The sequence below is a fragment of the Kribbella jejuensis genome (assembly GCF_006715085.1).
Taxonomy (GTDB): domain Bacteria; phylum Actinomycetota; class Actinomycetes; order Propionibacteriales; family Kribbellaceae; genus Kribbella; species Kribbella jejuensis.
This window is the reverse complement of record NZ_VFMM01000001.1, coordinates 3490885-3517401: the sequence shown is the minus strand read 5'-3', so window position 1 is coordinate 3517401 and position 26517 is coordinate 3490885. Positions and strand designations below refer to the sequence as shown.

The following is a 26517-nucleotide window of genomic DNA, read 5'->3' as shown; positions in this document are numbered from 1 at the left end:
GCCGGCGGCTGGGAGGCCTACCGGTTGGAGGAGGGGTGGCCGGTAGGGAACGACGTCGGGAAGCTGGGCTTTCCGGTCGGCGTCGGGAAGGTCGGCTTGCTCGGCAGCGTCGGCTTCGTCGACGGCAGCGTCGGCTTGGCGGTCGGGATCGTCACCTTGCCCGGGTCGACCTTTACCTTGACACGACCGGACACGGTGACCGTCGGCACGGCCGGGGTCGGTACGGACGGCTCGCCGGTCGGCTTGCCGGGGACGGTCGGCAGCGTCGGCTTCCCGGTTGGTACAGCCGGTACGCCGTTCACGCAGTCCGGCAGGGTCGGCAGGCTGGGCTTGGCCGACGGCAGGGTCGGCTTGACCGGGAGCGACGGCTTGCCCGACGGGAGCGTCGGCACTGCGGGCTTGGTCGGCAGCGAGGGCTTACCGGAAGGCAGCGTCGGCTTGGTCGTCGGGAGGGTCGGCTTGGCCGGCAGCGTCGGCTTGCCCGAGGGCAGTGTCGGCTTCGTGGTGGGGATCGTCGGCAGCGACGGCTTGGTCGTGGGGAAGCTCGGCTTCGCGGTCGGGAAGCTGGGCTTCGCGGTCGGGAAGCTGGGCTTGGCCGTCGGCAGCGTCGGCTTGCCCGGCAGCGACGGCTTGCCCGACGGGAGCGTCGGCAGGGTGGGCAGGGTCGGCTTGGCCGTGGCCTTCGTGGGCAGGGTCGGCTTCACCGACGGTGGGTTGTTCGGGTCGATCGTCTTGTTGACCGACACGGTCACCTTCGGCAGCTGCGGCTTCTCCGGCTTCTGCGGGAGGCAGGTCGGGTCGGCCGACGGCAGGTTCGGGGTTCCGGTCGGGATCACCGCCGGTACGGGCGGCTTGCCGCCGCCGGCCAGCAGGTTCTTCACCGGCGCCGGTCCGCCGACCGCGGCGGACACCGTCGCAACGGTCCCGGCCAGAGCGGTCACACCGGCCGCGGCCAGACCCCGGCGCAGCCAGGTCAGCCGCTTGCCGCGGCGCATCAGGTCACCGGCGTCCGGCTGCCACGGCTCCATGTCGTACGCGAGAGCGTCTCGTACGCGCTGCTCGTCACTCATCAGTTTCCTCCAACTCCGCTGTCGATCAGGTCGGGTGCCAGACGCAACTTCGCCAACCCGCGGGAAGCCGTACTCTTGACGGTCCCGGGTGCCATGCCGAGCAGTTCGGCGGTCTCGGCCTCGGAGAGATCCTGCGAGTAGCGCAGCGCGACCACGGCTCTCTCCCGGACGGTCAGACTGTTCAAGGCCGAGAGCACGGCCTCTCTGGTCTGCACCTCCGCGGCGAAGTCCGCCACCGCTCGCTGGTCCCAATCGTTGAGCACCGGGTCGCTGGGTACTTCGTTGTTCCAGCGCCGGCGGGTCTGGGTGAGGAATCGGTTGACCAGCACCCGCCGGACGTACCGCAACGGGTCGCCGTCCAGCCGGTGCCATTTCGGGTAGGACCGCATCAACGCTTGCTGCACCAGGTCCTCGGCAGCATGCCGATCACCGCACAGCATCTCCGCGAAACGGAGCAAGGGGGTCGACTGCGCTTGGACGAAGCGCTCGAAGTCGGCGTCCGCGGACCGGGTCATCGATTCTCCTCAGCCTCAACCTCTGTCACACCGGTCCAAACCCGGTGAGCGACCGATCGGGTTCTGTTCTGTCACCAACTCCTTCGAAGAAATTTATTGACGGGCTAGCCAGGAGTGTTGTTCATCAGTCACATTGGGTGCACACACCTTCACCGCCCCGGAGGTTTCCGCCCATGCGTATCACTCGGAGAAGTACGTCCGCAGCCGGTCTCGCGGCTGCCGCGGCCATCCTTGCCGCGACCTTTACGCTCGCCCCGACCAGCACCGCTGCCTCGATCACACCGGTCGCCGTTGCCGTCCAACCAGGTGCCTCGAGCAACGTGAAGCTCGACGGCAGCCGGATCGTCCTCGGCGACGCCGCGGCCGCGATCGGTGCGGCCGCGATCAGGCAGCGCTCGGGGCTGGCCGAGCTCGTCCCGGTCCGGTTCGGTACGCCGACGTCGGCCGTGGTCGTCGGCTACACGACCGGTACGCCGGACGGTACGTCGGCCGAGGTCGACGTACGGGCATGGTTGAACGACCGGTGGTCCGAGTGGACGTCGGTCAGGTCCGGTACGCCGACCGCGTTGGCCGGCGCCAGCGATCACGTACAGGTCCGGATCATCGTGCTCGCTCCGCCAACCGGTGCGAAGCCGTGGGTCGGTGGTGTCACCGTGGCGCCCACCGACAAGGCGGCCGCGTCGCGGATGTCACTCCAGGCGGCGCCGCTCAAGTCGCATGTTTTCGCGACCCGCGAGGGACTCGTCGGCGGTACGACGGCCAACGGGCACGTGATCGCCAGCCGCGACCACTTCGTCGCGCTGCCGTCGCGGCGCGGGCTGTCGAGCAACGGATCCGGTACGTACTCGGTGAAGGTCTGCACCGCGACGCGGTGCGCGTTCGAGCCGGTGTGGGACGTCGGTCCGTGGAACACGAAGGACGACTACTGGAACCCGAGCTCGACCCGGGAGATGTGGCAGGACCTCCCGCAGGGCAAGCCGGAAGCGCAGGCGGCGTACCAGAACGGCTACAACGGGGGAAAGGACCAGTTCGGCCGTGCTGTCGCCAATCCTGCTGGGATCGATCTTGCCGACGGTGTCTTCTGGGATGCGTTGCAGCTGGCCGACAACAGCTGGGTGGACGTCACCTACCTTTGGACAGGTGATGGCGGTCGCGGCACTGTGTCGATCTCGTCCGGCTACTTGAACGTCCGCAACGCACCCAACTCCGCGGGCGCGGTCGTCGGCATGGCAGGCAAGTCGGCCCAGGTCCCCGTCGAATGCCAAACCACAGGCGAATCCGTCACCGGCTCCCAAGGCACAAGCAACATCTGGCTCCGCGTCAACCCCGGCATGTACGTCGCCAAGGCATGGATCAGCGCAGGCTCCTTCGCCACCTGCTGAACCGGAACGCCCAGCCCACCGCAATCGCCGGCCGACTCGCCCCTCCTGCGGAGCCGCCAGCCATTTCGTCGATTGCGATGGCCTGGCGGACCGCCCACACTCATCAACCCTCAGCAGCACCGCGACCGCACGCTCACTGGTTCGTCAGGATGTGTGCGGTCGGTTGCTTGGTGAGTGGGGGCGGTCCGGGACCTACTTGCCGCGCGGCGAAACCGTCGGTGGCTCGCTCGGGGTCTGGCGCGGGGTGGGCTTCGGGTCGACGGTTGGGGTTCGGCGGGGGCCGGGGGTGCGGGTCGGCGGGACCGATGGGGAGGCGGTGGGGGCTGCGCTCGGGTCGCACGGTGGTGCCACGGTGGGCGGGAGGCTTGGGGTGGCGACCGGACGGCGCGGTGGGACGGTCGGTGAGACCGTTGCTCTGGGCACCGGTCGGCCGGTTGAGCTCACGGTGGGTGTGGGAACCGCCCGCCGGGTCGCGGCGACCGTGGGCGTGGGAACCGCTCGGCGCGTCGGGGTCATGGTCGGCGCCGCAGTCGCGGCGCGCGTCGGGGTCATGGTCGGCACGGGGGTCGCGGCGCGGGTCGGGGTGGCGCTGGTCCAGCAGGTGGGGGCTGGGACGGGACGGGCTGACGGTGAGCGGGTCGGGGTGGCAGGGGTCAGCTGCGTTGGTGTGGCGGTTGCCCGGGTCGGGCCGCCTTGGACGGCTGCGGCGGCGGTGGTGTTGTTGTTGCTGCGCGCCATCGCCGTACCGGCCACCGCGACTCCGACGACTGCCGCCGTCGCGAGGCCCGCCAGCAGGATTCGGGTAGTCCGGCGGTTCGGTCCTACCTCGTTCATTGTTGCCCTCCGCACCTATGTGATGTTCGGTCAGGCCGAAGGACGCCACCGGCCGGGCAAAAGGTTCTGCTAGCGCGGCGAACGGGTGGTCGGAGTTACGTGGCGGCCGGGAGTCGGCGGCCCAGCAGGTGTGGTCATGGTCGGAGTGGCCGTCGGCGGCGACTGGGTTCGACTCGCGGTCGGGCGGACTGATGGTGGCGCGGTGGGAGGAACGGTCGATGGCGCGGTGGGAGGAACGGTCGGCGTCGGTGCGGGTGTGCTCGGCGGGTACGTCGGTGTAGGCGTCACCACCCGCGGTGAGACACGAGACGGCGGGTCGGCCGGCTGCGGTCCGCCACCACCCGGCGTACCACCCCCGAACACACCCGCAGCGACCCCCGCAACAGCAACCGAAGCCGCCGCGACCGCTAAACGTCCACGAACCCGACGCCGACGCGCCCCCGCGATCACCCGCGCCGGGTCCAGCGGCGCGACCGAGTGGTCCGGCGCCAACGCCTCCCGCAGGTCTTCCTCCATCACATCCCCACCCCCAAACCACCCGGCGCCGGCAGTCGGCCGCTCATGATCGGTCCCCCACGCCCGCCAACTCCGGGGCGGTTCGTAGCTTGTCCAACGCTCTCGCGTTGGCGCTCTTCACGGTCCCTACTGCCACCCCGAGCACCGCGGCGGTTTCGCGTTCGGTCAGGTCTTCCACATAGCGAAGTACGACGACCGCCCGCTCCCGACGGCTCAGCCCCGCCAGCGCGGAGCGGATCGCCACGCGGTGCTGGACTCCGGAACTGGGGTCGCCGGAGGGTTCGAGGAGCAGGTCGAGCTCGGCGGCGTCCCCGGTCGAGCGCTCACGCCAGGGACGTCGGCGCACCCACGACAGGTGCTGGTTGACCACCGCCTGTCGCACGTACGCGAACGGGTCGGCCATCTCGATCCGGTCCCAGCGCAGGTACGCCTTCTCCAGGGCAGTCTGTACCAGGTCCTCGGCCAGCCCGGTGTCGCCGCAGAGCATGCGGGCGAAGTGGACCAAGCGCGCGGATCTGGCCAGCACGAATGCCGTGAAGTCGTCGTCACGACTCCCCGCTGCCGCCATGCGTGCTCCGTCCTGCCGTCCTCACCCCACAGGACGCTGAACAGGAGTCAAAGGTTCTGTCTGTTCGGAGAAATTCTTCGCCGCCATCACCGGGGGCAGTTCGACCACGTCGGCGGCCAGCCGGACCCGGTTCCGTCCGGCGGCCTTCGCGGCGTACATCGCCCGGTCGGCCCGCAGCAGCAGGTCGTCGACGGACGCGCCGTCGTTGGGGTACACGGCGACGCCGATGCTCACGGTCAGGTGGAACGTGTCCGGATCCAGGTCCGGATCGTCGAGTACGCCGGCACACATCGCCGCCAGCGGGCTGCTGCCGACCGCGTTCCGGAGCCGGTCCGCGGTCACGGTGGCCTCGTCGATCCCGGTGTCCGGCAACGCGATCACGAACTCCTCGCCGCCGAACCGCCCGATCACGTCCTTGACCCGGATCGCGCTGCGCAGGATCGTCGCGACCGCGCGCAGCGCCTCGTCGCCGACCAGGTGGCCGTGCCGGTCGTTGACCTGCTTGAAGTGGTCGATGTCGACGAGCAGTACGGCCATCGGTTCGTGCTGGTTGCGCGCGGTACGGAGCATCTGCTCGGTCCGGCGGCGCCACCAGTCGACCCTGGTGAGGCTGGTCTTCGGATCGGTCTGCGCCTCGGTCTCCAACTGGCCGAGAAGCAGTGCGCGCTGGGCGGTGAGCGTGATCGGGATCGCCACGAACGCGAACCACGGCGTCACCAGGCAGGCCGCGGCGAGCAGGCAGCCGAGCGTGGCGGCGGTCGCGTCGGTACACAGGTCGTCCAGGCCGCCGATCGTCTCCTGCCGGTTGCTGCCCGGGATGATCAGCGAGATCGCGAGTCCGCACAACAACGTGTCGGTGACGACGTACGCGAAGGCGCCGCCGGCCATCGAGATCACGAGGCCGAGGCCGCTGTCGCCGGTCAGGTGGTGCGCGGAGACGAACACGGCATGCGCCGCGCCGACCGCGAGGACGTGGACAGCGGTGGAGAACGCCCAGCGGTACGGGATGCATCTGCCGGCGCGGATCCGCCACCAGATGCGGAGCAGTACGGCGACCAGGATCGCCAGCGCGGGGTGCAGGATGACGGCCGCGGCGATCATCCACGCCGGGGCGAGATCCTTGTGCAACGCGCCGCCGCGGCGCCGGCGGCTCTCCACCCGGCGTGCGCCTTCAACCGAGATCAGCGCGGAGACGGTGAGCGCGAAGACGACGTCGAGCTCGCGCCAGCTGGGGCCCTCGGCGAACGCGTGGACGCCGTACCCGACGGCGGCCAGGTCGACGAGCACGACGACGAGGAACGCCGGGACCGTCAGGGTCCAGAGCGCCCAGGACCGGACCGCCTGCCTACTCTGTGCAACCATCACTTCACACGGTACGACGAGTAGGCGCCTCGCCCCAATCCGTGACGGCGCGCTCCCCGGTGACGGTATGAGAACGATCGCGCCTCAGCCGCGAGTCATTCGTTTGATCAACAATCAAGAGCAAAAGCACCCGCCCCTCCGCTTCGCTCCGGGGCGGGGGGCCGGGGGGCAGCGGGGCGGGGATCCGGGGGGACAGCGGGGCGGGGGTCTGGGGGTCAGCGGCGGCGGGCGGCGCCGAAGAGGCCGCGGACGATCTCCCGGCCGGCGGAGCGGGCGAACTGTTTGAAGGCCGACGAGCCGATGACCTGTTCGACCATCGACTTCTCCGGCTTCTGGGCCCGCGGCCGCGGCGCCTCCGCCTGCTTGGTCTCCTCCTGCTGCTGCTTCTCCGCCTCGGCCTGCGCCGCGCCGGCCTGGACCTTCGCCGCGAGGATCTCGTACGCCGACTCACGGTCCACCATCTGTGAGTACTTCGCGTTGTTCGGCGACGCCTGCACAGCCGCAGTCAGCTGCTCCGCGGAGGCGGGAGCCATCAGCGACTGCGGCGCGCGCAGCCGGGTCCACGCGACCGGGGTCGGCGCGCCGGACTCGTTCATCACGGTCACGATCGCCTCGCCGATGCCGAGCTGGGTCAGCACCTCACCGAGGTCGTACGACGAACTCGGGAACGTCGACACCGTCGCCTTCAGCGCCTTCGCGTCGTTCGGCGTGTGCGCCCGCAGTTGGTGCTGCACCCGCGAACCGAGCTGCGCGAGCACCGCGTCCGGCACGTCCTTCGGCGTCTGGGTCACGAAGAACACCCCGACACCCTTCGACCGGATCAGCCGTACGGTCTGCGCGATCGAGTCGAGGAACGCCTTCGAGGCGTCGTTGAACAGCAGGTGCGCCTCGTCGAAGAAGAACACCAGCTTCGGCTTGTCCATGTCCCCGACCTCCGGCAGCTCGTGGAACAGGTCCGCGAGCAGCCACATCAGGAACGTCGAGAACAGCGCCGGCCGGTCCTGCAGGTTCGGCAGCTCGAGCAGCGAGATGAGCCCCTTCCCGTCGCGCTGCTGCAGCAGGTCCCCGGTCTCGAACTCGGGCTCGCCGAAGAACGCCTCGGCGCCCTGGTCCGCGAACCCGATCAGCGACCGCAGGATCACGCCCGCGGTCGCCGCGGACAGTCCGCCGAGCTCCTTCAGGTCTTCCTTGCCCTCGTCCGAGGTCAGGTGCTGGATGACCGAGCGCAGATCCTTCAGGTCGAGGAGCGTCAGCCCGGCCTTGTCGGCGTAGTGGAAGATCAGCCCGAGCGACGACTCCTGTACGTCGTTCAGCCCGAGCACCTTGGACAGCAGTACGGGCCCGAACGACGTGATCGTCGCGCGGATCGGGATGCCGGTGCCCTGGCCGCCAAGCGCGTAGAACTCGGTCGGGAACCCGGTGGCGGTCCAGTCCTGGCCGATCGCCTTGGTCCGGGCGAGCAGCTTGTCGCCGCCCGCGCCGGGCTGCGAGATCCCGGACAGGTCGCCCTTCACGTCGGCCGCGAACACGGCCACGCCGGCCGCAGACAGCTGCTCCGCCATCAGCTGCAGGGTCTTCGTCTTACCGGTACCGGTGGCACCCGCGACCAGGCCGTGCCGGTTCATCATCCCCAGCGGGATCCGGACCGCCGCCTCCGGCTTCGGCTCGCCGTCGACCAGCAGCGCGCCGAGCTCGAGCGCCGCCCCCTCGAACGCGTACCCCTGCTTGACGGTCTCGACGACGTCGGCTTTCTCGGCCATCTGAGCGTGCCTTTCCCCGGTTGAACGAAAACGTCCCGGGGGCATGCTAGTCCTCCGATGTCACGACCACACGCGTGACGCCTCGCTCCTCCGAAAGACTGAAATCCGGGTCCGGACTATTCCGGGGACATCCATGGCCTCCTCGCGAGACCTTTCACCCGGCTAGACTTCGGGGGGTGATCTTCAAGCGCGTCGGGGACGATCGGCCGTACCCGGACCACGGGTTGCGGCCGAAGGACTGGTCGGCCCTGCCACCACGGCAGGTCCGGCTGGACGAACTCGTCACGACCAAGGGCACCCTTGACCTGAACGCGCTGCTGGACGAGGACTCGACCTTCTACGGCGACCTGTTCGCGCATGTCGTGGAGTGGAAGGGCGACATGTACCTCGAGGACGGCCTGCACCGCGCGCTCCGTGCCGCGCTGCAGCAGCGCCAGGTGTTGCACGCACGGGTACTGGTAGTGGACTGACCAATGGCTGCCGCTCACGGGGGGTCGAGCACATGACAGCGATTCATCCGCAACCGAGACCGCACTCGCGGATCCGGTGGCGTACGCCGATCACGATGGTCGTCCTGCTGGCGATCCTCGCCGGTGGTGGCTGGTGGGGCTGGAAGTCGCTGATGAGCTCCAGCGCCGAACCGACCTGCACCGAACAGAAGCTGACCAACAACCGGCTGCTGCCGAAGCAGGTCGTGCTGAACGTCTACAACGGCGGCGCCCGCGCAGGCTCGGCCGGCCGGGTCGCGGACGCGCTGAAGAAGCGCGGCTTCAACATCGACCGGGTCGCGAACGAGCCGAAGGGCGACAAGACCGACGTCGTCGCGCTGCGCGGTGCGTCCGCGACAGCCCCCGAGATGCTGCTCGTCGCCGGTCAGCTCAACCAGCGCGCGCAGATGATCGGCGACGGCCGAACCGACCACACGGTCGACCTGGTGATCGGCGCCGGCTTCGGCTCGGTCCGGCTGAAGGGCATCCCGTCCGTCACGGTCGCCCCTGGTACGACGGTCTGCCTTCCGGTCGTCGGCACCCCGCAACCGATCCCATCGGGGCAGAACCCCAACTAGTGCTGTTCCCGGCCGCGTTCGCCGAACCAACCGGCCAGCCGGCCGGCTCGGGACACGGCGCGGAGTCGCCGTACCGTCTGTTCGCGGACCGGGCTGGGCGCGACCACCAGCAGCGAGTCGGCGGCCCGGAGCACGGTACGGCGGTCCGGTACGAAGGCCTGCTCCCCGCGGATGACCAGCGAGACCGATACGCCCGGCGGCAGCCGCAGCTCGCCGATCTCGACGCCGGCCAGCCGCGACTCGCTCGGTACGTGGACCTGCAGCATGTCCGCGCCGAGCGACTCGAGCGGCGCGACGTCGATGTCCACCTCGTGCGCCGCGTTCTCGTCGAGTACGTTGAGGCGCTTCGCCAGCCACGGCAGCGACGGACCCTGCAGCAACGTGAACACCAATACGAGCACGAACACCACGTCGAAGATCCGCTCTGCCTGCGGTACGCCCTCGGCCAGCGGGATGGTTGCCAGCACGATCGGTACGGCGCCGCGCAGCCCGGCCCACGAGATGAACGTCCGCTCCGCCCACGGCAATCGGAACGGTGCAGCGCAGATCGCCACCGACGCGAACCGCCCGACGACGGTCACCGCGATCCCGATCACCAGCGCGACGAGGACGTCGTTCCACCCGAAAGCCCCTGGTGAGGCGAGCAGTCCGAGCATCACGAACAGCCCGATCTGCGCGAGCCAGGCGATCCCGTCGACGAATGAGCGCGTCGCCATCCGGTGCGGCAGCTCGGCCCGCCCGAGCACCAGCGACGTCACGTACACGGCAGCGAATCCGGAGACGTGCAGGAGTACGGAGCCCCCGGCGTACGAGATGAACGCCACGGACAGCACCGCGAGCGGGTAGAGACCCGCCGAGCCGAGCGCCATCCGCCGGATGAGGCGGACGCTGACCCAGCCGACCAGGAGCCCGAACAGCGCGCCGACGACCAGCTCGTACAGTACGAGGCCCGCGAACGGCAGCAGGCCTTTCTCGCCGACCTCACCGGTGCTGACGAGCGTGACAAGCAACACCGTCGGAGCGTCGTTCAGCCCGGACTCGGCCTCGAGTGCCCCACGGAGTCGCGGCCGGATCGGGACCCGTCTCAGCACCGAGAACACGGCCGCCGCGTCCGTCGGGGACGTGACCGCCCCGAGCAGCACGGACAGCTGCCAGCTGAGCCCGAGGACGAAGTGCGCCACGCAGGCCACCACACCGACGCTGACCGCGACCCCGACCGTCGCGAGCATCAGGCCGAGCGGCATCACCGGGCGTACTTCGTTCCACCGGGTGGTCAGGCCGCCCTCGGTCAGAATCACGACCAATGCCGCGAAACCGAGCGCGTGCGCGAGCTGGGCGTCCTCGAAGTGGATGTGCCCGGGCCCCGACTCCCCGAGAATCAGCCCCATGCCGAGGTAGATCAACAGCGACGGGAGCCCGATCCGCGCGGACAGCCGGACCGCGACCACCGCGACCAGCAGGACCGCCGCACCCCCGAGCAGGATCCGGTCGAGCTCCGCAACGTCCATAGGGGCCCTCTCGTCGAGCGTCCCGAGTCTGTCCCCCGAGTCAGGTGCAGAGAGACGAAAACCCTGACGCATCACACAGCATCAGGGTCTCCGGCCTAGCTGCCACCCCGGAGGGCGGTTGGCGGTGGCGGAGGGATTTGAACCCTCGGACGGGGGTTGCCCGTCACGCGCTTTCGAGGCGCGCTCCTTCGGCCGCTCGGACACGCCACCGCCGAGGACAATATCAAGGTCTGTGGCCGATGAAGAAATCGCGCAGCCGGGCGCCCGCCACATCGGCCATCACGCCGCCCACGACCTCGGGCCGGTGGTTCAGCCGGCGGTCCCGTACGACGTCCCACAACGACCCCACCGCGCCGGCCTTCTCGTCGTACGCGGCGAAAATCAGCCGCTCCAGCCGGGACAGCACGATCGCCCCGGCGCACATCGTGCACGGTTCCAGCGTGACCACCAAGGTGCACCCGGTCAGCCGCCACTCGCCGACATGCTTGGCCGCCGCGCGGATCGCCAGTACCTCGGCGTGTGCGGTCGGGTCGCCGGTCGCCTCGCGCTCGTTGTGCCCGCGCCCGATGATCTCGCCGTCCTCGGCGACCACCAGCGCGCCGATCGGTACGTCGGGCAGCGCCCGCTCGGCCTCCTCGAGTGCGATCGCCATCAACCGCGACCACTCCCGGCGCAGCAGCGGACTAGCCAACAGCTTCGATCGCGTCGTGGAACTGGTCGCCGAAGCCGAGCACGTCGGCGATCTCCTCGAGCATGTCGTCGGGGTAGAGATCGACCTCGTCGCAGAGCGCGCCGAGCTCCATCGCGCTCATCCCGAGGTCGGCGATGATCGCGAGATCACCGGCCGGTACCTGTTCGTCGTCGTCATCGGCCAGCGGGATGTCGAGTTCGTCGACGATCTGCCGGGCCAGCGGCCACTCGGTCGCCGCGGTGACGTCGGAGATCAGCAGCCGCGCGCGACCACCGTGCACCCGGACCAGGACGAAGAAGTCCTCGTCGACGGAGACCATCCCGAGCACTCCCGCCTCCCCGGGGAACCGGCGGAGCGCAGAGACCAGGGTGGAAAGGTCCGGCTCACCGCGCAGGACCAGCGGAGTGACGGTCCAGTGCCCGTCCTCGGTGTAGGCAGCGACCGCGAAGTCCAGGTCCGTAGCCGTATCTGACACGGACCCATCGTCGCAGAGTTCCGGCGGGCGTGGGAGGTTGCGGACCGCCAGGCCATCACAATTGAGTCTCTTCGGTCCTGTTCCCGCGCGTGTCGGCGCGACCGGCCCGATCGTGATGGCCTGGCGGTCAGTGATGGTAGGTCGCCCAGCGCATCGCCTCGCGGAGCTGGCGGGCCCGGGCCCGGCGTGGAGCGATCCGGTCGCGCAGCGCTCGGGCCTCCTCGCGCTCGCGCAGGAAGGCGGCGCGGCGCCGTAGCCGGTCGAGTTGCTCGGGCGTCTTCTCACTCATCGGCTCACGCTCCCTGGAGGGCGGCAGGGCGGATTCCAATGCGGTACTCATTGTTTCAGCGAGCGCGCTTTCCCGCGCCGAATCGCCGACGGTACCGTTCGGCCTTATGCAGATCCTCGTCGTGGACCACCCGCTCGTCGCCCACAAGCTCACCGCGCTGCGCGACGAGCGGACGGACTCACCCACGTTCCGCCGGCTGACCGAGGAGCTCGTCACCCTGCTCGCCTACGAGGCGACCCGGGACGTGCGTACCGGTCCGGTCACCGTCCAGACCCCGGTCGCGGCGGCCGAAGGTGTGAAGCTCGCCGCGCCGAAGCCGCTCGTCGTACCGATCCTGCGCGCCGGTCTCGGCATGCTCGAGGGCATGACCCGGCTGCTCCCGACCGCCGAGGTGGGCTTCCTCGGCATGGTCCGCAACGAGCAGACGCTGACCGCGTCGACATACGCCGAACGCCTCCCGGAGGACCTGTCCGGCCGCCAGTGCTACGTCCTCGACCCGATGCTCGCCACCGGCGGCACGCTCGCGGCCGCGATCCAGTTCCTGGTCGACCGCGGCGCCGACCACATCACCGCGATCTGCTTGCTCGCGGCCCCTGAAGGCGTCGAGCGCGTCGAACGCGAACTCACCAACCTGCACGTCCCGTGCAACCTGGTGATCGCCGGCATGGACTCACACCTGAACGACAAGGGCTACATCGTGCCGGGCCTCGGCGATGCAGGCGACCGTTTGTACGGCGTCGCCCAGTAGTCAGAACGCGTACGGATACGGGGACCAATCGGGGGCGCGCTTTTCCAGGAAGGCGTCGCGTCCTTCGGCGGCCTCGTCCGTGCCGTAGGCGAGCCGGGTCGCCTCGCCCGCGAACAACTGCTGCCCGACCAACCCGTCGTCGATCGCGTTGAACGCGTACTTCAGCATCCGTTGCGCGGTCGGTGACTTCGCGCACACCTTCTTGCCCCACTCGAGCGCGACCGCCTCGAGCTCGGCGTGCGCGACGACCTTGTTCACCATGCCCATCCGGTACGCGTCGTCCGCGGAGTACTCGTCGCCGAGGAAGAAGATCTCCCGCGCGAACTTCTGCCCGACCTGCCGGGCCAGGTACGCCGACCCGAACCCGCCGTCGAACGACGCCACATCCGCGTCGGTCTGCTTGAACCGCGCGTGCTCCGCGGACGCCAGCGTGAGGTCCGCGACCACGTGCAGGCTGTGCCCGCCACCCGCGGCCCACCCGGGGACGACGCAGATCACGACCTTCGGCATGAACCGGATCAGCCGTTGTACTTCGAGGATGTGCAGCCGGCCCGCCCGCGCCGGGTCGATCGACTCCGCGGTCGTGCCCTCGGCGTACTTGTACCCGTCCTTGCCCCGGATCCGCTGGTCACCGCCGGAGCAGAACGCCCAGCCGCCGTCCTTCGGCGACGGACCGTTACCGGTCAGCAGTACGCAGCCGACGTCGGTCGACATCCGCGCGTGGTCGAGCACCCGGTACAGCTCGTCGACGGTCTGCGGCCGGAACGCGTTGCGTACCTCGGGCCGGTTGAACGCGATCCGCACCACCCCGGCGTCGACCGCACGGTGGTAGGTGATGTCGGTCAGCTCGAAGCCGTCGACCTGCTTCCAGGCCGCTGGGTCGAAGATCTCGGAGACGGTCACCCCCGGAGAATAGCTGTGCTCTCCCGCAGCACGACCTCGGCCTTGAAGGTCTCGGTGGTCGGCTCGCCGCCCTCGATCGCCAGCTCGAGCGCCCGGCGGCCCATCTGCTCCAGCGGCAGCCGTACGGTCGTCAGACCCGGCCAGACGTCCCGCAGTGTGGCGATGTCGTCGAACCCGGCGATGCCGAGCTTGCCCGGTACGTCGACACCGCGCGCCCGCAGCGCCGACATCGCGCCGACCGCCATCACGTCGTTGACCGCGAACAGGCAGTCGACGTCGGCGTTGCGGTCCAGCAGCTGTTCCGCGGCGGCGTACCCACCGTCGCGGGTGAACTCACCGGTCTCGACCGCAATCGCTTCGAGCCCTGCTTCGGCCAGGCCGGCGATGAACCCGTCACGCCGATCGCGTGCGGTGGCAAGGGTTTCGGGTCCACCGAGTACCGCGAACTTCCGGTAACCGAGCCGCACCAGCTCGCGGGCCAGGTCCGCCGAACCAGAACGGTTGTCCGGTTCAACGGTGTGCGCCGGCATCCCGGACTGGCTGACGAGCGCCAGACCCGCGCCGGAGTTGAGGAAACTCTCCACCTCGTTCGCCGTCCGCGCGAGGCTCCCGGCGTCGGTACGGCGGCTGCCGATCATCACCGCGGCCCGGGCCCGTTGCGCCCGCAACGACGACAGGTAGGCGATCTCACGGTCGGAGTCACGGAACGTACTGGCCATCATCACCAGCAGGTTGCGCTCGTCCGCGGCCCGCATCACGCCGTTCGCGATCGCGGCGAAGTACGGGTCCTCGATGTCGTGGACCAGGATGCCGACCACGTTCGTCGACGACTTGGCCAGCGCCTGGGCCTGCGCGTTCGGCGTGTAGCCGAGCTCGTCGGCCGCGGCCTTGACCCGTTCCTGCAGCTCCGGACGGGGAACCCGGTCCCCGCCGTTCAGCACGCGGGAGGCGGTCGCGACCGACACGCCCGCACGCTGTGCCACGTCCAGCAGTGTCACCGGTGCTCGCAGATTCATGGCCTACCCTTCCTAACCCCCCGGTGGGCGGTGGCGGTCACCCTATCGAACCCGTCAGTTCCTACGCTGAGTATCGGGCAGGTCGCTGCCAATCTCGGCAGAACCTGGCATTGCGGCGCGGGAATGACTAGCCTTCCCAGCCATGAGGACCGTCCGCGCCAGGGTGACGATCCTGGTCTCGTCCGCCGTGCTCAGCCTGACGACCCTCACCGGTCCCGCGCTGGCGGCACCGATCCCGGACGGGCCAAGTACGCCGGCCCCGGCAGCTCCCAGTGTGCCGCAGCACGTCGACGCGCGCACTCAGAGCACGCAGCCGGTCTACGACTACTCCGCGGCGATCCGGGAGTCGGTGTACGTCGACACCACGATGGACACCGACTCCGACGGCAAGAACGACGTGATCGCGGTCGACATCGTCCGGCCCAGCGAGCCCGCCCAGGCCGGCGTGAAGGTCCCGGTGATCATGGACGCCTCGCCGTACTACACCTGCTGCGGACGCGGCAACGAGAACGAGAAGAAGACCTACGACGGCGACGGCGTGATCCGGAAGATGCCGTTGTTCTACGACAACTACTTCGTCCCGCGCGGGTACGCGATGGTCGGCGTGGACATCCTGGGTACCGGCCGCTCCACCGGCTGCGGCGACGTCGGCGGGCCGGACGAGATCCAGTCCGTCGTCGACGTGATCGACTGGCTGAACGGCCGCAACACCGCGCACACCGCGAACGGGCAACCGGTCAAGGCGACCTGGACCACCGGCGCGGTCGGCATGATCGGCAAGTCGTACGACGGCACGCTGGCCAACGGCGTCGCCGCCACTGGCGTCAACGGCCTGAAGACGATCGTGCCGATCTCGGCGATCTCCTCGTGGTACGACTACACCCGGTCGGGCGGCGTACCGTACTCGGACGACTACATGCCCTGGCTGGGTGGGTACGTCGGTCACGACAGCCCCGCGTGCGACGAAGTACGCGGTGACCTGGGCGACAACGACGACGACGACACCGGCGACTACACGGCCTTCTGGGCCGCCCGCGACTACACCAAGGACGCGTCCAAGGTGAAGGCGTCGGTGTTCATCACCCACGGGCTGAGCGACTACAACGTCCAGACCAACCACTTCTCGCAGTGGTGGTCCGCACTGTCCCGCAACAACGTGCCGCGCAAGCTGTGGCTCGGGCTCGAGGACCACGTGGACCCGTTCGAGTTCCGTCGCGACGAGTGGGTGGACGAGCTGCACAAGTGGTTCGACTACTGGCTGCAGGGCCTGCACAACAACGTGATGAAGGAGCCGATGGTCTCGGTCGAGACGACGCCGAACGTGTGGCGCGACTACAAGACCTGGCCGGCCGTGAACCGGCCGATGTCGGTGCCGTTGGCAACGGGAAAACTAGGGGCCGCAGGCAAGGGTACGGTCACGATCACCGACGACACGGACCTGACCGAGGACGACATCGTCGCGGACCCGACCGACGTGATCGCCGGCCGGCAGATGTTCGTGTCCGCACCGCTCGCCGCTCCGCTGCGGGTCAGCGGTACGCCGTCGGTCACGCTGCGGCTGAAGTCCGACTCGCCGACCACGCCGATCACGGCCCGGCTGATCGAGTACGGCGACGCCGAGCGGTACTCCGGCATTCGCCGTACCGATGACAGCACCTGCGAGGGTTCCAGCACCGACTACGACGACAGCTGCTACTACACGGTGCAGAAGCTCAGCACCGAAAGCGATCACGGCATCGTCAGCCGCGGCTGGATCGACGCCTCGCACAGCAAGTCGCTGTCGAACCCGGCCCCGCTGACGCCGGACCAGTGGACCACCGTGACCGTCCCGCTGCGTGCCCAGGACGAGATCATCCCGAAGGGCCGCGTCCTCGGCCTGGCGATCACGCTGTCCGACACCGAGTGGACCAGCCCGAACGATACCGGCGCCACCATCGACATCGACGTCGCCGGCAGCAAGCTCAACCTCCCGGTCACCGGCGGCAAGATCACCGCCCCCACCAAGCTCCACCCCATCGACGTCGACATCACCACCCCGACCCAGCGGCCGAACCTCCACGACCCGAAGAACTAGTTGCCTTCAGCGACGAACTGCATGGGGTCGCCGAAACCTAGGTCGGTGACGCCGGCGGTGTAGAGCGCGCCGATCAGCAGCGATCGGCGGTGCGCGGCGAAGGTCAGGACGTGCGCGACCATGCCGCCGTAGGTGAAGACCCGCGGTGGTTCGCAGGTGGTGTCGACGAAGCTCTCGTCGAAGCGGCCGTCCTCGTTGAGTTGGTTGACCAGGGCCACGAACCGGGCGCCGGCGTCGGCGTGCCGGGTGCGGAGTTCGGGGATCGGCGTGACCACCTCGCGGCCGCATTCGGGGACCTGGAACGGGCGGTCCTCGACCGAGGCCAGCCACATCTCCTCCTGCCAGACGAGCCGGTCGAGCAGGTACCGGATCGAGATGTCGTCGTCGATACCCTCGACCGACAACTCGATCGGCCGGTCCAGCGTGGCGGCGTCCAGCCGGGCGCCGCGTTCGATCATTTCTCCGGTCAGCCACACGTGGTGCTCGACCATCCTGACAAGTACGTCCATGCCCCTCACCTTTCTGCGGGCCGGCAGCCGGAGTCCGGCCGGCGGCTGGAAATGCACTCCACTGGGCGCCGCGAGGAAGAACACCCGCGACGCTTCCCGCCGCCACTCCCGCGGAGGCATCCCGTACGCGTGAGCGAACGCACGCGTGAACGCCTCGTTCGAGCCGTACCCAGCCTCCAGAGCGACGTCCAGGACCGTGACCGGCTCGGCCAGCAACCGGTACGCCGCTCGCTCGAGCAGCACGCGCCGCCGGAACGCGAACGGCGACTCCCCCGCGACCGCACCGATCACCCGGTCGAAATGGAACCGCGACAGGTGCGCGCGCCCGGCCAGTCCGGCCCCGTCGACCTGATCGCACGGACCACTCAGTCCGGCCGCCACCACGGCCACGAACTCCTCGAACACATCCGCCATGTGCACCACTGTGCCCCCACCCGGCCGCTGCGGACTTGATCGAAATTGCGCTGCTTGGCGGAGTACTCCGCAGTGTGGAGTAGCCTGCAGCGAGGAGGTTTGCCATGGACACGACCCAGTTGCTCAAAGGCGTTCTCGATCTCGCCGTGCTGGCCGTCCTGCGGGACGCCGACGGCTACGGGTACGACGTACTCCGCCGGCTGAGGGCTGCGGGACTGGATGACGTGGCGGACGCGTCCGTGTACGGGACGCTCCGGCGGCTGTTCCAGGCCGGCGCGCTGACGTCGTACATCCAGCCAAGCGAGGAAGGCCCGCACCGCAAGTACTACGGGCTGAACAAGACCGGGCGTGAGCTGCTGGCCCACTCCACCGAGACCTGGAACCACTTCGCCGGCGCCATGTCGGTGCTGCTGGTGCAGAAGGAGGCCGCGTGAACGGCCAGAGTCCCCAGGAGCGAACCTCGGCCGGGTGGGACGCGCTGCGGTGGGGTCTGATCGCGGCGACCGTCGGCCCGTTCTTCATCGCGGTCGGGATCTTCGCGTGGTCGCGGCGGGAGACGTCGTTCTTCGGCGTGCTCGGGTTCGGGGTGCTGTTCGTGGCGGCGTTCCTCGGCATCCAGGCGTTGCGCGGCAACGATCCGCGGGTGGTGCTCGACACCCGCCACGGGGCGCGCGCCGCGGCCGCGCTGCGCGGCTGGATCGACCAGATCCCGCCGAACATCCGGCACGAACTGGTGGCGATCGGCCAGCCGATCTGGTGGGTCGCGCGCGGGATGATCGGCGCGGGCGGGTTCTTCGCGCTGTTCGGGGCGCCGGCGGTGACCGTGGTCGGGGCGTTCGCGGGCGCCGGGGTGTCGATCTGGATCGGCCGCCGGACCCAGCAGGACGCCCGCTGGCTGTGGTACGTCGTACCGCTGAACGTGGTCGCCGCGGTCGCGGTACCGGCGTTCCTCGCGGCGGCGTACATGGGTGCGTCGTTCGGGTTCCTCGACAACTACCAGGCCCGGCACGGCGGCTCGACGTACAACCCGCCGCAGACCGGGCTGATGCTGAACGGTTCGCCGGTGACGAACATCTACCCGTTCGATGCCCAGGGCAAGCAGGTCTCGGTCCGGCTGTACGACCAGGACGGCAACCCGATCGACCTGGACCGGCAGGACTGCGCGCAGACCTATGGGCCCGGGCAGCGCGGGAACACGAGCAACCTGTTCCCGCTGGCGACGATCGTCCCGGACGAGAACGGCGTCATCACCGACCCGCAGAACTGCAAGGACACCACCAAGCCGACGTTCGCCCCGCCACCGGCCATAACTCCGACGCTCAAGCCCACGGTCAAGCCGACGCGCTAGCCGCCGCGACCTGACGGTAGGTGTAGCCGAGCCGCCGGTAGACAGCGATCGCGGCCGCGTTGTCGTTGTCGACCATCAGCGCGGCCCGGCCGCAGCTCTTCACCAGCTCGGCCGTCACGAACCCGCACACCTGCCGGGACAATCCCTTGCCTCGGGCAACAGATCGCGTCGCGACCCCGGCCAGGTACCCGACGGTCGGCGCACTCCACGCATCGGCCGCGATACTCAGCAGCTCACCACGATCGCCGCTCAGCGCGGCCCAGCGCCGTACGCCGGGATGCCCGGGCCACGCGTACGACGACGGCGACGCCTCGGTGAGCAGTTCCTCCACGCCCGCGTCCGTGTCCAGCCAGGTCGCGCCCGTGGTCACGTCCGGGACCTGATCCGCGTCCATCCACCCGAACGCGGCCGAGAACCGCACACCCGGTACGCGTTCGGCCAGCGCGCGAATCAACACTTCGTCCCCGAACGGCCGGTACGACGGCCCGACCTCGGCCAGTGCGCCGGTCACCGCGCGGACGGCGTCCTCGATCGGCCCGGCGACCGCGAGCCGGTCGTGCTTCGATACGTCCGGTGACGCGACGGCCACCGCCGTACCCACTCGCCAGGCGCGCACCCCGGCAGCGAAACCCTGCGCCGCCCAGTCGATGATCGAGTCGCCCTCACTCACCAGCTCCAGCTCGGCCGGCGTCCTGATCTCGTGCACGCGTCACACGGTAGGTGAACGTTGAATCGCATATGGCACCAGGTGCCGGTAACCACGGACCGAGACCCGGCGGAGACGATGGATGACGTAGTCCGGGTGACCGTCCAGGGCGGTCGCGAGTTCACGGTCGGCGAGGACGCGACCCGGTTTGCACTCGGTGGTGAGCCGCGCGGCCAGATTGACGACCTCTCCGTACACGTCGCCGAGCCGGATCAGGATCGTCCCGTACGCGAGGCCGATCCGCAGCTCGGGCAGGTCCTCGTCGGCGTTCACCGCGTCCTGCAGGGCCAGCGCGACGGCGGCGCCCTCCGCTGCGGTGTCTGTGACGAACAGGACCTCGTCGCCGATCGACTTGATCACCCGGCCGCCGTTCAGCGCGACCATGTCCGCGGCCATTCCCTCGAACCGCTCGATCAGCTGGCCGAGCTCCGCCTCGGTCAGTCGCCGGGTCAGCCGGGTGTAGCTGACGATGTCCGCGAAGCCGACCGCGCGGACGCCGCGGGCCAGCTCGTCGGAGCCGGCCATTGCGCGCCCGGCGGCAGCGGCCAGGTGGCGGCGCCAGACGTACGTCTGCAGGCGTTCCATGGCCGGCAACAGCAGACCGGCGACCTCGATCGCCTCGTCCGCGGACAGCTTCGAGCTGCCGAGGAAATCCAGGAACATCGCGGACTGCCAGGACGCCAGCCGGGACTGCGTCTGCCCGAGCTTGCGGGCCAGCGAGGACTCCATCTCGGGCTCGATGAACCGGTCGTCCTCGAGTGCCGCGACCAGCCGGAGCGCCTCGACGTCGTTGTCGGTGAACGCCACCTCGTCGTCCGGGACCGTCGCGAAGCCGAGCGCGTGCCACATCCGCTCGGCGCGCTCGATCGAGATCCCGGCCCGCTCGGACACCTCGATCCGGGTGAACTTCCGCTCGCCACCGAGCAGGGTGCGCTCGAACTCGCGCTGGACGCCGGCGAGATCAGGTTCAGGAGCCACCGCGGCGCTCGGCAATGGTGGCGTCGATGGCGTCCCGGAACGCCGGCAGCCGCCGGGTCAGGTCGTCGAACTTCTCCCGGGTGAAGTGCAGCAGCTGCAGCCGCGACTTCGCCGTGACGGTTGCCGTCCGCAACGTGTTCTTCCGGACCGCGACCTCGCCGGCGATGTCACCCGGCCCGAGCTCGGCGATCTCCTCGCCCTTCTCCCGGACCGCGGCGGTGCCGCTGAGGATCAGGTACGCCGCGTCCGGTGGCGTCTGCTCCAGGATCAGCGACCAGCCGGCCGGTACCGAAACTTCCTCGCCGGCCCGGAAGATCTCCCTGATGTCCCGCCCGGACAGATCCGCGAACAGCGGCAGGTCCCGCGGGGACGTCCTACCCAGAGCCACGTCGATCCTCCTCGTCGCGACGATGTTTCCAGTCGGTAACTCTAACGGCTGGAAACCGCGGGGGTCATCCGGTAGCCGAAAATCGGCGGTTCAGGCGAGCAGGTCGTTCTTGCGGGAGTAGATCATCATGAAGCCGTAGAGCAGTACGAACAGCACGATCCACTGGGCTGTCGTCGCGCCCGGGACCGCGTCGAGCGGGAGCGCGTACGCGATCGCCACGCGCACCACCGCGTCGAACACCAGCCCGACGCCCCAGACGATCGTGATCAGCCGGATCCCGTGCCTGAACCGCGGCTCGCGCTCCCACCGACCGGCCCAGACCTCGCCGCCACCCTTGCCCCGCTTGGCTTCCGCGATCCCGCGCCCCATCGCCAGCAGCAACGGTTTGCCAATGGCAACAGTCCCGAGCATCCACACGCCGCACAGCGCGGTGATCACCCCGTCCTTGGCCAGCAACATCCGCGGACTGTGCATCGCCAACGACGCAACGGTCCCCACCGCCAACGCCACAATCACGAACACAGCCATCCAGTCGACCTTCCGGCCCCGGACGATCGAGTACGCCGTCCGGCCGACCGGAATCACCGACCCCGCAAGAGTCGCGCCGACGATCCCCACACCCGCCTGCCGCAATCCGTAGAAAATCACCAGCGGCAGCACCAGATCCACCAGCACCGGCGCCAGAACAGCTCCCCACCGAGCCTTCGGCTTGACCGCGTCCGTGCGGTTCATCGGTTGGCCCGGGTGGCTTGATGGAACAGTTCGACGAGTTCCTCGGCGTACCGGCCGGCATCAGCCCCTGCGACCAAGCGCGTGGCAGCGGCGTCGATTGCGGCTCGCAGCGTGTAGGCCATCAGCGTCGGGTCGAAGGTACGGAAGGCTCCCGCGCGTTGACCCTCCTCGAACAGCACAACCAGGCGAGCGACGGCGGCGTCCCCCTCCTGGTTGGGGACCGCCGCGAAGGCAATCTGCTGGACCGCCAGAACGTGGTCCGGATGGTCCGCGATGAATTGGAGGTTGGAACGGATGTACGCCGCCAACTTCCCCTCAGGGCGTGGTTCCGCCTCGATAGCGGGCCGCATCCGGGCCGCCGCGTCCGTGGTGACCCGACGGAGGACCTCCGCGAGCAGCTCGTCCTTGGTCGAGAAGTGGTATGAGATCAGCCGCTTGCTGCTCAGCCCGGCCTCCTCGCAGATCGCGTCGTACGACGTCGCGGCGTACCCACGCCGCGCGAGCACGGCGATCGTCGCCGCAACGATCTGATCCCGGCGCGCCGCCGTACTCCGGCTCCGATCGGTGCCATCTTTTATCCGCATGAGTAAAAGTTATCCAGGTGGATAACACGCCGTCAAGGAAACGGGCCCTACTAGCGGGCGCGGCGGCGGTTGGTTCGGCGGCGGATGGGGCGGCGGAGGCCTACCAGGCGGGGGCCGGCGAGGCGGTCTTCGAGGCGGCGGGCTTCGCGGCGGATCGGTTGGGCGACGTACTCGCCGAGGATCAGCCCGGAGGCGAGCGCGACCCCGATGGCGACCGCGGTCGTGAGACTGACGATGCCGATCAGCTGGCCGCCCGCGGTCAGCTCGTAGAGGCCCTTGTAGATCGTCAACCCCGGGAGCAGCGGGATCGACCCGGCGACCACCACGACCAGCGGTGGTACGCCGGTCCGCCGGCCGCCGGAGTACCCGCCGAGTCCGACGACGAAGGCGGCCGCCGCGGTGGACCAGGCCGGACCGAAAGACGCTCTGGTCATCACCGTGAAGATCAGCGAGGCCAGCGCACCCATCACCGCGACCGGCAGCAGCGCGCGCAGCGGTGCGTACGACGCGTACGCGAACGCGACCGCCATCACCGCGCCGGAGATCACCATCACCGGGAGGTTCGCCAACTGGATCGTCTGCGGCTCGATCCCGACCTTGAGGCCGAGCCGCACTCCGAGCGCCAGACCGAGCGAGACGCCCGCGATGATCCCACCGGTCAGCAGCATCGCCTCGAGACTGCGGGCCGCGGCGGTCACGTAGTACCCGGTGATCGCGTCCTGGACGGCACCGGTGAGGGCGATCCCGGCCAGCAACATGATGATGCCGGCGGCAACTACCAGGGACGGTTTCACCGGCGCATGGATCGCGTACAGCACCAGCGCGACCGCGGTCGCGACGAACGCGCCCGCAACCTGCTGGTAGAACGCCGGCAACCGTTGCCGGTTGAACCAGCGGTTGTTCAGGTCGATCACGATCGCGGTCAGCACCGCCACCAGCGTGATCAGCCAACCACCGCCGAGCAGCAACGTCGCGCCGCCCGCCATCACGCCCCACGCGAGCACCGCACTCCAGCGTGGGTACGGCGGTCCCGCCGATGTCAGGCGGGCCAGCTCGCGCGACGCCTCCTCGCGGGTCAGCTCGCCGGCCGCGAACCGCCGTACCAGCCGGTCGACGTCGGTCAGCCGGGAGAAGTCCTGCGAGCGGTACCGGACCAGCCGAATGTGCGTCTCCGGCGCGACGTCCGGGGCGGCCTGGTACGAGACGGCCATCGAGGTGAACGTGATGTCGACCTCACACCCGCGCAGCCCGCCGGCCGCGGTCACACCGAGGATCGTCGCGGTCGCATCCGCCGTACCGGCGCCGCTGGACAGCAGCACCTCACCGACCCGCAACGCCAGGTCGATGGTCGCGTAGACCTCCCGCTGCTGGTCAGGCTCCATCGAGCAGGCGATGTGCCATCGCGAGGTCGGTGATCAGGATGTTCACCCAGCCGCCGAGCAGCGCGGCGCGGATCGCGGAGTACTTGCGTTCGCCGCCGGCCACGCCGATCCGGCGCGGTACCGCCAGCAGCTCCTTCGCGGTCACCCCGATGACCCGTTGGTCGAACGTCGAACGCACCAGCTTTCCCTCTTCGTCGAAGAACCGGAAACACACGTCCCCGACGGCCCCGAGCCGGCGCAGCTCGTCCTGGTCAGCCTCCGCCACCGCGTTGCCGCTGCGTTGCAGCAGCGGCGACGGTTCCAGGCTGCCGATCCCGACCAGGGCGTCGGTGAGCTGACCCCAGGTGCCCAGAACATCCCGGACGGACACATCGTTCATCATTGCCCGGCGTACCGCAGGGGTGCCGACCAGACCGGGCGCCGGCAGGTAGACCGGCATCCCGCCGGTCAGCTCGGCGAACCGCGCGGTCAGCCGGGTGGCCTGCATCTGTACGGCCGCGTCGCCCAGCCCGCCGACGATCTGCACCACCTTGTCCACCACCGGCACGCTCTTGCGCGGCATCCGGTCGACGGCCGAGATCAGCGTCTCGCTCCAGGACGAGATCCCGACCACATGGCCGCCGGTGAGCGTCATGTCGAGGTACGCCGCCGCGCCGGAACCGAGCGCCGGCAGGACGTCGTCCCCCACGCCGAGAGTGTCCACGACGACCGCGTCGCGCAGCCCGTACCGGCCCTGGAGTTCGTCCTCGAGGTCGCTGTGCACGCCGCTCGGCATGGTCACCACGGTGTGCACGATGCCGACGTCGACGGCCTGCTTCAGCATCCGCGAGACCCGCGCCTGGGACAGGTTCAGCTCGGCGGCGATCTGCGGCTGCCGGATGCCCTTCTCGTGGTACATCCGCGCCACCTTCGCGAGCAGCCGCAGCTCGTCCAGCCCCGGCCGGCGCACCCCGCGGTTGCTGTTCACCGACACCCCTCTCACAACGATCAAACTGGACTATAGGCAGATGTAGACCCGCGGAGCGCCACCCGCGTCGGGCAATGGACTCTGCGGCGTGTCCCGTTTCCCGGTCGCCACCACCGAGCCGTCCCGCGGATCGACGATCGTGTACGCCAGCGGCACGGTGTCGTCGAACACCATCACCGGCCCGCCGTTCTCGCGGTAGACGATCAGGCCGCCGTCCTTCGTACTCAGTGCACGCCCGGAGATCACCCGGGTCCAGTCCGGCTCCATGTCGGTGGTCGGCAGGCCGGCCAGGATCTTGCCGAGCATGCCGACGTACGACGAACCCTCGAAGCTGAGCGCCTCGCGCCAGCCGGCGCCGGGCGCGAGGAAGAACTCGGAATGGCCCGGCTCCTCCGGATGCAAGCGCCACTGCCAGAGGCTCCCCGCGCCGTAGACGACACCCATTGTGCCGCCCGCGCACAGGTTGCTCCACGCTTCGTGGCCTTGCCACCATCCCTCGGCGACGCCGGTGCGGCCGGTGTGTTCGTACGTCGGTTCGCCGTTGGCGACGGCTTTCACCGGGTGGTTCCGCCACATGTCGGCGACGCGCTCGGGGACGTGCTCGCCGGTGTGACCGGTCTGGCACCACTGGAAGTCGAGCCAGTCCGCGTCCTGGTGGGCGGCCGGGCGGATGTGCGGGCGGTAATGGATGCCGGTCGGCTGGTTGTAGCAGTCGGTTGCGTGTACTTCGGCGCCGCCGGCCGCGATCTGCGGCTCGGTACCGGCGCCGTCCGCTCCGACCAGGTAGATCGCCGGCTGAGCGCCGTACCGGGCGACGAGGTAGCGGCAGTAGGCGGCGTACTCCTCGCTCGGTACGACGGCGCCGGCAACGTCGAGGCCCTTCCAACCGAACCCGTGGAAGACGGGCTGCAGCACCGGGACGATCCCGTGCGCGACGAGGATCCGCAGCAACTCGTCGAGGTACTGGAAGTACTCGAAGTTCAGCTCGTTGAGGTGGCCGTCGGACAGATCCTCGAAGGCCACCCCGAACCCCTCGTCCTGCGTACGGTCCCGCGGGCCGACCGCTCGCATGTCCGGTTGCACCGACATCAGCAGGACAGCATTGAAGCCCTTGGCCTGCCGGTCGGCGGCGTACTCGCGTACTTGCTCCGGGGTCGCACGCCACGGCAGCGCCCAGGCGGTATCGGCCACCAACACCGCCGGCGTCCCGTCCGCATGCACCAGACTCCGCCCACCAGGAGACATCCGCCAGAACCCATGCACGTAGAACGGATTGCCCTCCCCCTCACCCACCGCCCCCACCTCGAACTCCCCCGACGCATCCCCATCCACCCACCCCCACCGCCCGGCAACGGGCGCGGCAAACCGCACCTTCCGCGCGGCGCCGTCGTAGAACGTGGGGCGCCGGAGGCGGAGCCCGGTTTCGTGCTCGAAGTCGACCCAGTCGGAGCTCGCCGGTAGCTCGATCTCATGCCAGACGGGTGAGATGGACATGACACTCCTGAAAGGCTCGTTGACGTTAAGCTGAGGACGGAAAGAACACACGTGCTCTGGGGTCGGTGAAATTCCGAGCCGGCGGTGACAGTCCGCGACCCGTGACTTCGTGAGAAGAAGCGGTTGACCTGGTGGAACTCCAGGACCGACGGTGAAAGTCCGGATGGGAAGACGCACGTGGCAACCGCACGCCTCCGAAACAGCAGGCGTGGGTTTGTCGTTGCCCCCGGAGTGCTCA

General features: G+C 69.4%; 28 protein-coding genes, 1 tRNA gene and 1 riboswitch. Of the genes, 8 read left to right on the top strand and 21 right to left on the bottom strand.

Translation table 11 applies throughout. The features are described from left to right. Window positions 1-17 precede the first annotated feature (17 nt). A complete protein-coding gene (locus FB475_RS17425) occupies window positions 18-1070 on the bottom strand; it encodes a hypothetical protein (protein ID WP_141857284.1) in 1053 nt (350 codons plus the stop codon). Next, window positions 1070-1585 (bottom strand): SigE family RNA polymerase sigma factor, encoded by a 516-nt coding sequence (locus tag FB475_RS17420; protein ID WP_141857282.1) that lies wholly within the window; start codon window positions 1583-1585, stop codon window positions 1070-1072. The genes FB475_RS17425 and FB475_RS17420 overlap by 1 nt, the downstream gene beginning before the upstream one ends. Before the next feature lie 173 nt (window positions 1586-1758). Between FB475_RS17420 and FB475_RS17415 the strand changes: the two genes are divergently transcribed. Further along, window positions 1759-2967, top strand: coding sequence for a hypothetical protein (locus FB475_RS17415; protein ID WP_141857280.1), 1209 nt, complete (start codon window positions 1759-1761; stop codon window positions 2965-2967). A gap of 445 nt (window positions 2968-3412) precedes the next feature. Beyond that, on the top strand, window positions 3413-3874 hold the full coding sequence (locus FB475_RS17410) for a hypothetical protein (protein ID WP_141857278.1): 462 nt from the start codon (window positions 3413-3415) through the stop codon (window positions 3872-3874). 486 nt (window positions 3875-4360) lie between these two features. Here the strand turns inward: FB475_RS17410 and FB475_RS17405 are convergent, their stop codons facing one another. From FB475_RS17405 to FB475_RS17390, 3 genes are all read right to left on the bottom strand, one after another. Next, complete coding sequence (locus tag FB475_RS17405) at window positions 4361-4885, bottom strand: SigE family RNA polymerase sigma factor (protein WP_141857276.1); 525 nt, start codon at window positions 4883-4885, stop codon at window positions 4361-4363. Between the two features lie 21 nt (window positions 4886-4906). Next, window positions 4907-6247, bottom strand: a complete 1341-nt coding sequence (locus FB475_RS17400) for a GGDEF domain-containing protein (RefSeq protein WP_141857274.1) — start codon at window positions 6245-6247, stop codon at window positions 4907-4909. A 215-nt stretch (window positions 6248-6462) separates the two neighbouring features. Beyond that, window positions 6463-8007 (bottom strand): helicase HerA-like domain-containing protein, encoded by a 1545-nt coding sequence (locus FB475_RS17390; protein ID WP_141857273.1) that lies wholly within the window; start codon window positions 8005-8007, stop codon window positions 6463-6465. Between the two features lie 176 nt (window positions 8008-8183). On the opposite strand from FB475_RS17390, the gene FB475_RS17385 reads away from it, so the two are divergent. Then, entirely contained in the window at window positions 8184-8477 is a 294-nt protein-coding gene (locus tag FB475_RS17385; RefSeq protein WP_141857271.1) for a type II toxin-antitoxin system VapB family antitoxin, read from the top strand. 32 nt (window positions 8478-8509) lie between these two features. Continuing rightward, the gene (locus FB475_RS17380) at window positions 8510-9073 is read left to right on the top strand and encodes a LytR C-terminal domain-containing protein (protein WP_141857269.1); all 564 of its coding nucleotides are present in this window, start codon (window positions 8510-8512) and stop codon (window positions 9071-9073) included. Here FB475_RS17380 and FB475_RS17375 read toward each other — a convergent pair. The 5 genes from FB475_RS17375 to FB475_RS36810 form a co-directional block, all read right to left on the bottom strand. Next, window positions 9070-10581, bottom strand: coding sequence for a potassium/proton antiporter (locus FB475_RS17375; protein WP_141857267.1), 1512 nt, complete (start codon window positions 10579-10581; stop codon window positions 9070-9072). The two genes, FB475_RS17380 and FB475_RS17375, sit on opposite strands and share 4 nt — an antisense overlap. A 119-nt stretch (window positions 10582-10700) precedes the next feature. After that, window positions 10701-10791: transfer RNA gene (locus FB475_RS17370), tRNA-Ser, on the bottom strand. A gap of 13 nt (window positions 10792-10804) precedes the next feature. Then, the gene (locus tag FB475_RS17365) at window positions 10805-11233 is read right to left on the bottom strand and encodes a nucleoside deaminase (RefSeq protein ID WP_141858029.1); all 429 of its coding nucleotides are present in this window, start codon (window positions 11231-11233) and stop codon (window positions 10805-10807) included. Window positions 11234-11264: 31 nt separating this feature from the next. Then, the gene (locus FB475_RS17360) at window positions 11265-11747 is read right to left on the bottom strand and encodes a tRNA adenosine deaminase-associated protein (protein WP_141857265.1); all 483 of its coding nucleotides are present in this window, start codon (window positions 11745-11747) and stop codon (window positions 11265-11267) included. A gap of 127 nt (window positions 11748-11874) precedes the next feature. Continuing rightward, a complete protein-coding gene (locus FB475_RS36810) occupies window positions 11875-12036 on the bottom strand; it encodes a hypothetical protein (protein ID WP_185759280.1) in 162 nt (53 codons plus the stop codon). Between the two features lie 106 nt (window positions 12037-12142). On the opposite strand from FB475_RS36810, the gene upp reads away from it, so the two are divergent. Then, window positions 12143-12784: a uracil phosphoribosyltransferase gene (gene upp / locus FB475_RS17355; RefSeq protein ID WP_141857263.1), complete on the top strand. Its 642-nt coding sequence runs from the start codon at window positions 12143-12145 to the stop codon at window positions 12782-12784. Here the strand turns inward: upp and FB475_RS17350 are convergent, their stop codons facing one another. After that, on the bottom strand, window positions 12785-13687 hold the full coding sequence (locus tag FB475_RS17350; protein WP_141857261.1) for a 1,4-dihydroxy-2-naphthoyl-CoA synthase: 903 nt from the start codon (window positions 13685-13687) through the stop codon (window positions 12785-12787). Continuing rightward, entirely contained in the window at window positions 13684-14703 is a 1020-nt protein-coding gene (locus FB475_RS17345) for a LacI family DNA-binding transcriptional regulator (RefSeq protein ID WP_141857259.1), read from the bottom strand. The genes FB475_RS17350 and FB475_RS17345 overlap by 4 nt, the downstream gene beginning before the upstream one ends. A 142-nt stretch (window positions 14704-14845) precedes the next feature. Here FB475_RS17345 and FB475_RS17340 point away from each other — a divergent pair, with 142 nt between their 5' ends. Beyond that, entirely contained in the window at window positions 14846-16777 is a 1932-nt protein-coding gene (locus tag FB475_RS17340; protein WP_141857257.1) for a Xaa-Pro dipeptidyl-peptidase, read from the top strand. On the opposite strand, the gene FB475_RS17335 is transcribed toward FB475_RS17340, so the two are convergent. Continuing rightward, a complete protein-coding gene (locus FB475_RS17335) occupies window positions 16774-17700 on the bottom strand; it encodes a helix-turn-helix domain-containing protein (protein ID WP_141857255.1) in 927 nt (308 codons plus the stop codon). The genes FB475_RS17340 and FB475_RS17335 overlap by 4 nt on opposite strands. A gap of 104 nt (window positions 17701-17804) precedes the next feature. Here FB475_RS17335 and FB475_RS17330 point away from each other — a divergent pair, with 104 nt between their 5' ends. Together FB475_RS17330 and FB475_RS17325 are read left to right on the top strand one after the other, a co-directional pair. Beyond that, window positions 17805-18134, top strand: coding sequence for a PadR family transcriptional regulator (locus tag FB475_RS17330; protein ID WP_141857253.1), 330 nt, complete (start codon window positions 17805-17807; stop codon window positions 18132-18134). Next, the gene (locus tag FB475_RS17325; RefSeq protein ID WP_141857252.1) at window positions 18131-19048 is read left to right on the top strand and encodes a hypothetical protein; all 918 of its coding nucleotides are present in this window, start codon (window positions 18131-18133) and stop codon (window positions 19046-19048) included. Before FB475_RS17330 ends, FB475_RS17325 begins: the two co-directional genes overlap by 4 nt. Here FB475_RS17325 and FB475_RS17320 read toward each other — a convergent pair. The 8 genes from FB475_RS17320 to FB475_RS17285 all read right to left on the bottom strand — a co-directional run bounded on the left by FB475_RS17320 (window position 19032) and on the right by FB475_RS17285 (window position 26279). Further along, window positions 19032-19754 (bottom strand): GNAT family N-acetyltransferase, encoded by a 723-nt coding sequence (locus FB475_RS17320; RefSeq protein WP_141857250.1) that lies wholly within the window; start codon window positions 19752-19754, stop codon window positions 19032-19034. The genes FB475_RS17325 and FB475_RS17320 overlap by 17 nt on opposite strands. A gap of 3 nt (window positions 19755-19757) precedes the next feature. Further along, a complete protein-coding gene (locus tag FB475_RS17315) occupies window positions 19758-20732 on the bottom strand; it encodes an adenylate/guanylate cyclase domain-containing protein (RefSeq protein WP_238332192.1) in 975 nt (324 codons plus the stop codon). After that, window positions 20722-21120, bottom strand: a complete 399-nt coding sequence (locus FB475_RS17310; protein WP_141857246.1) for a cyclic nucleotide-binding domain-containing protein — start codon at window positions 21118-21120, stop codon at window positions 20722-20724. Before FB475_RS17310 ends, FB475_RS17315 begins: the two co-directional genes overlap by 11 nt. Before the next feature lie 90 nt (window positions 21121-21210). Continuing rightward, window positions 21211-21852, bottom strand: a complete 642-nt coding sequence (locus tag FB475_RS17305; protein ID WP_141857244.1) for a VC0807 family protein — start codon at window positions 21850-21852, stop codon at window positions 21211-21213. Continuing rightward, entirely contained in the window at window positions 21849-22436 is a 588-nt protein-coding gene (locus tag FB475_RS17300; RefSeq protein WP_141857242.1) for a TetR/AcrR family transcriptional regulator, read from the bottom strand. The genes FB475_RS17305 and FB475_RS17300 overlap by 4 nt, the downstream gene beginning before the upstream one ends. A 50-nt stretch (window positions 22437-22486) precedes the next feature. Then, complete coding sequence (locus FB475_RS17295; protein WP_141857240.1) at window positions 22487-23818, bottom strand: threonine/serine exporter family protein; 1332 nt, start codon at window positions 23816-23818, stop codon at window positions 22487-22489. After that, window positions 23808-24785 carry a sugar-binding transcriptional regulator gene (locus FB475_RS17290; protein ID WP_202878356.1) on the bottom strand — a complete coding sequence of 326 codons (978 nt, stop codon included), beginning with the start codon at window positions 24783-24785 and terminating at the stop codon, window positions 23808-23810. Before FB475_RS17290 ends, FB475_RS17295 begins: the two co-directional genes overlap by 11 nt. A 30-nt stretch (window positions 24786-24815) precedes the next feature. Further along, a complete protein-coding gene (locus FB475_RS17285) occupies window positions 24816-26279 on the bottom strand; it encodes an apiosidase-like domain-containing protein (RefSeq protein ID WP_141857238.1) in 1464 nt (487 codons plus the stop codon). Window positions 26280-26326: 47 nt separating this feature from the next. Continuing rightward, window positions 26327-26460: riboswitch (FMN riboswitch) on the top strand. The last annotated feature ends 57 nt before the right edge of the window (window positions 26461-26517 follow it).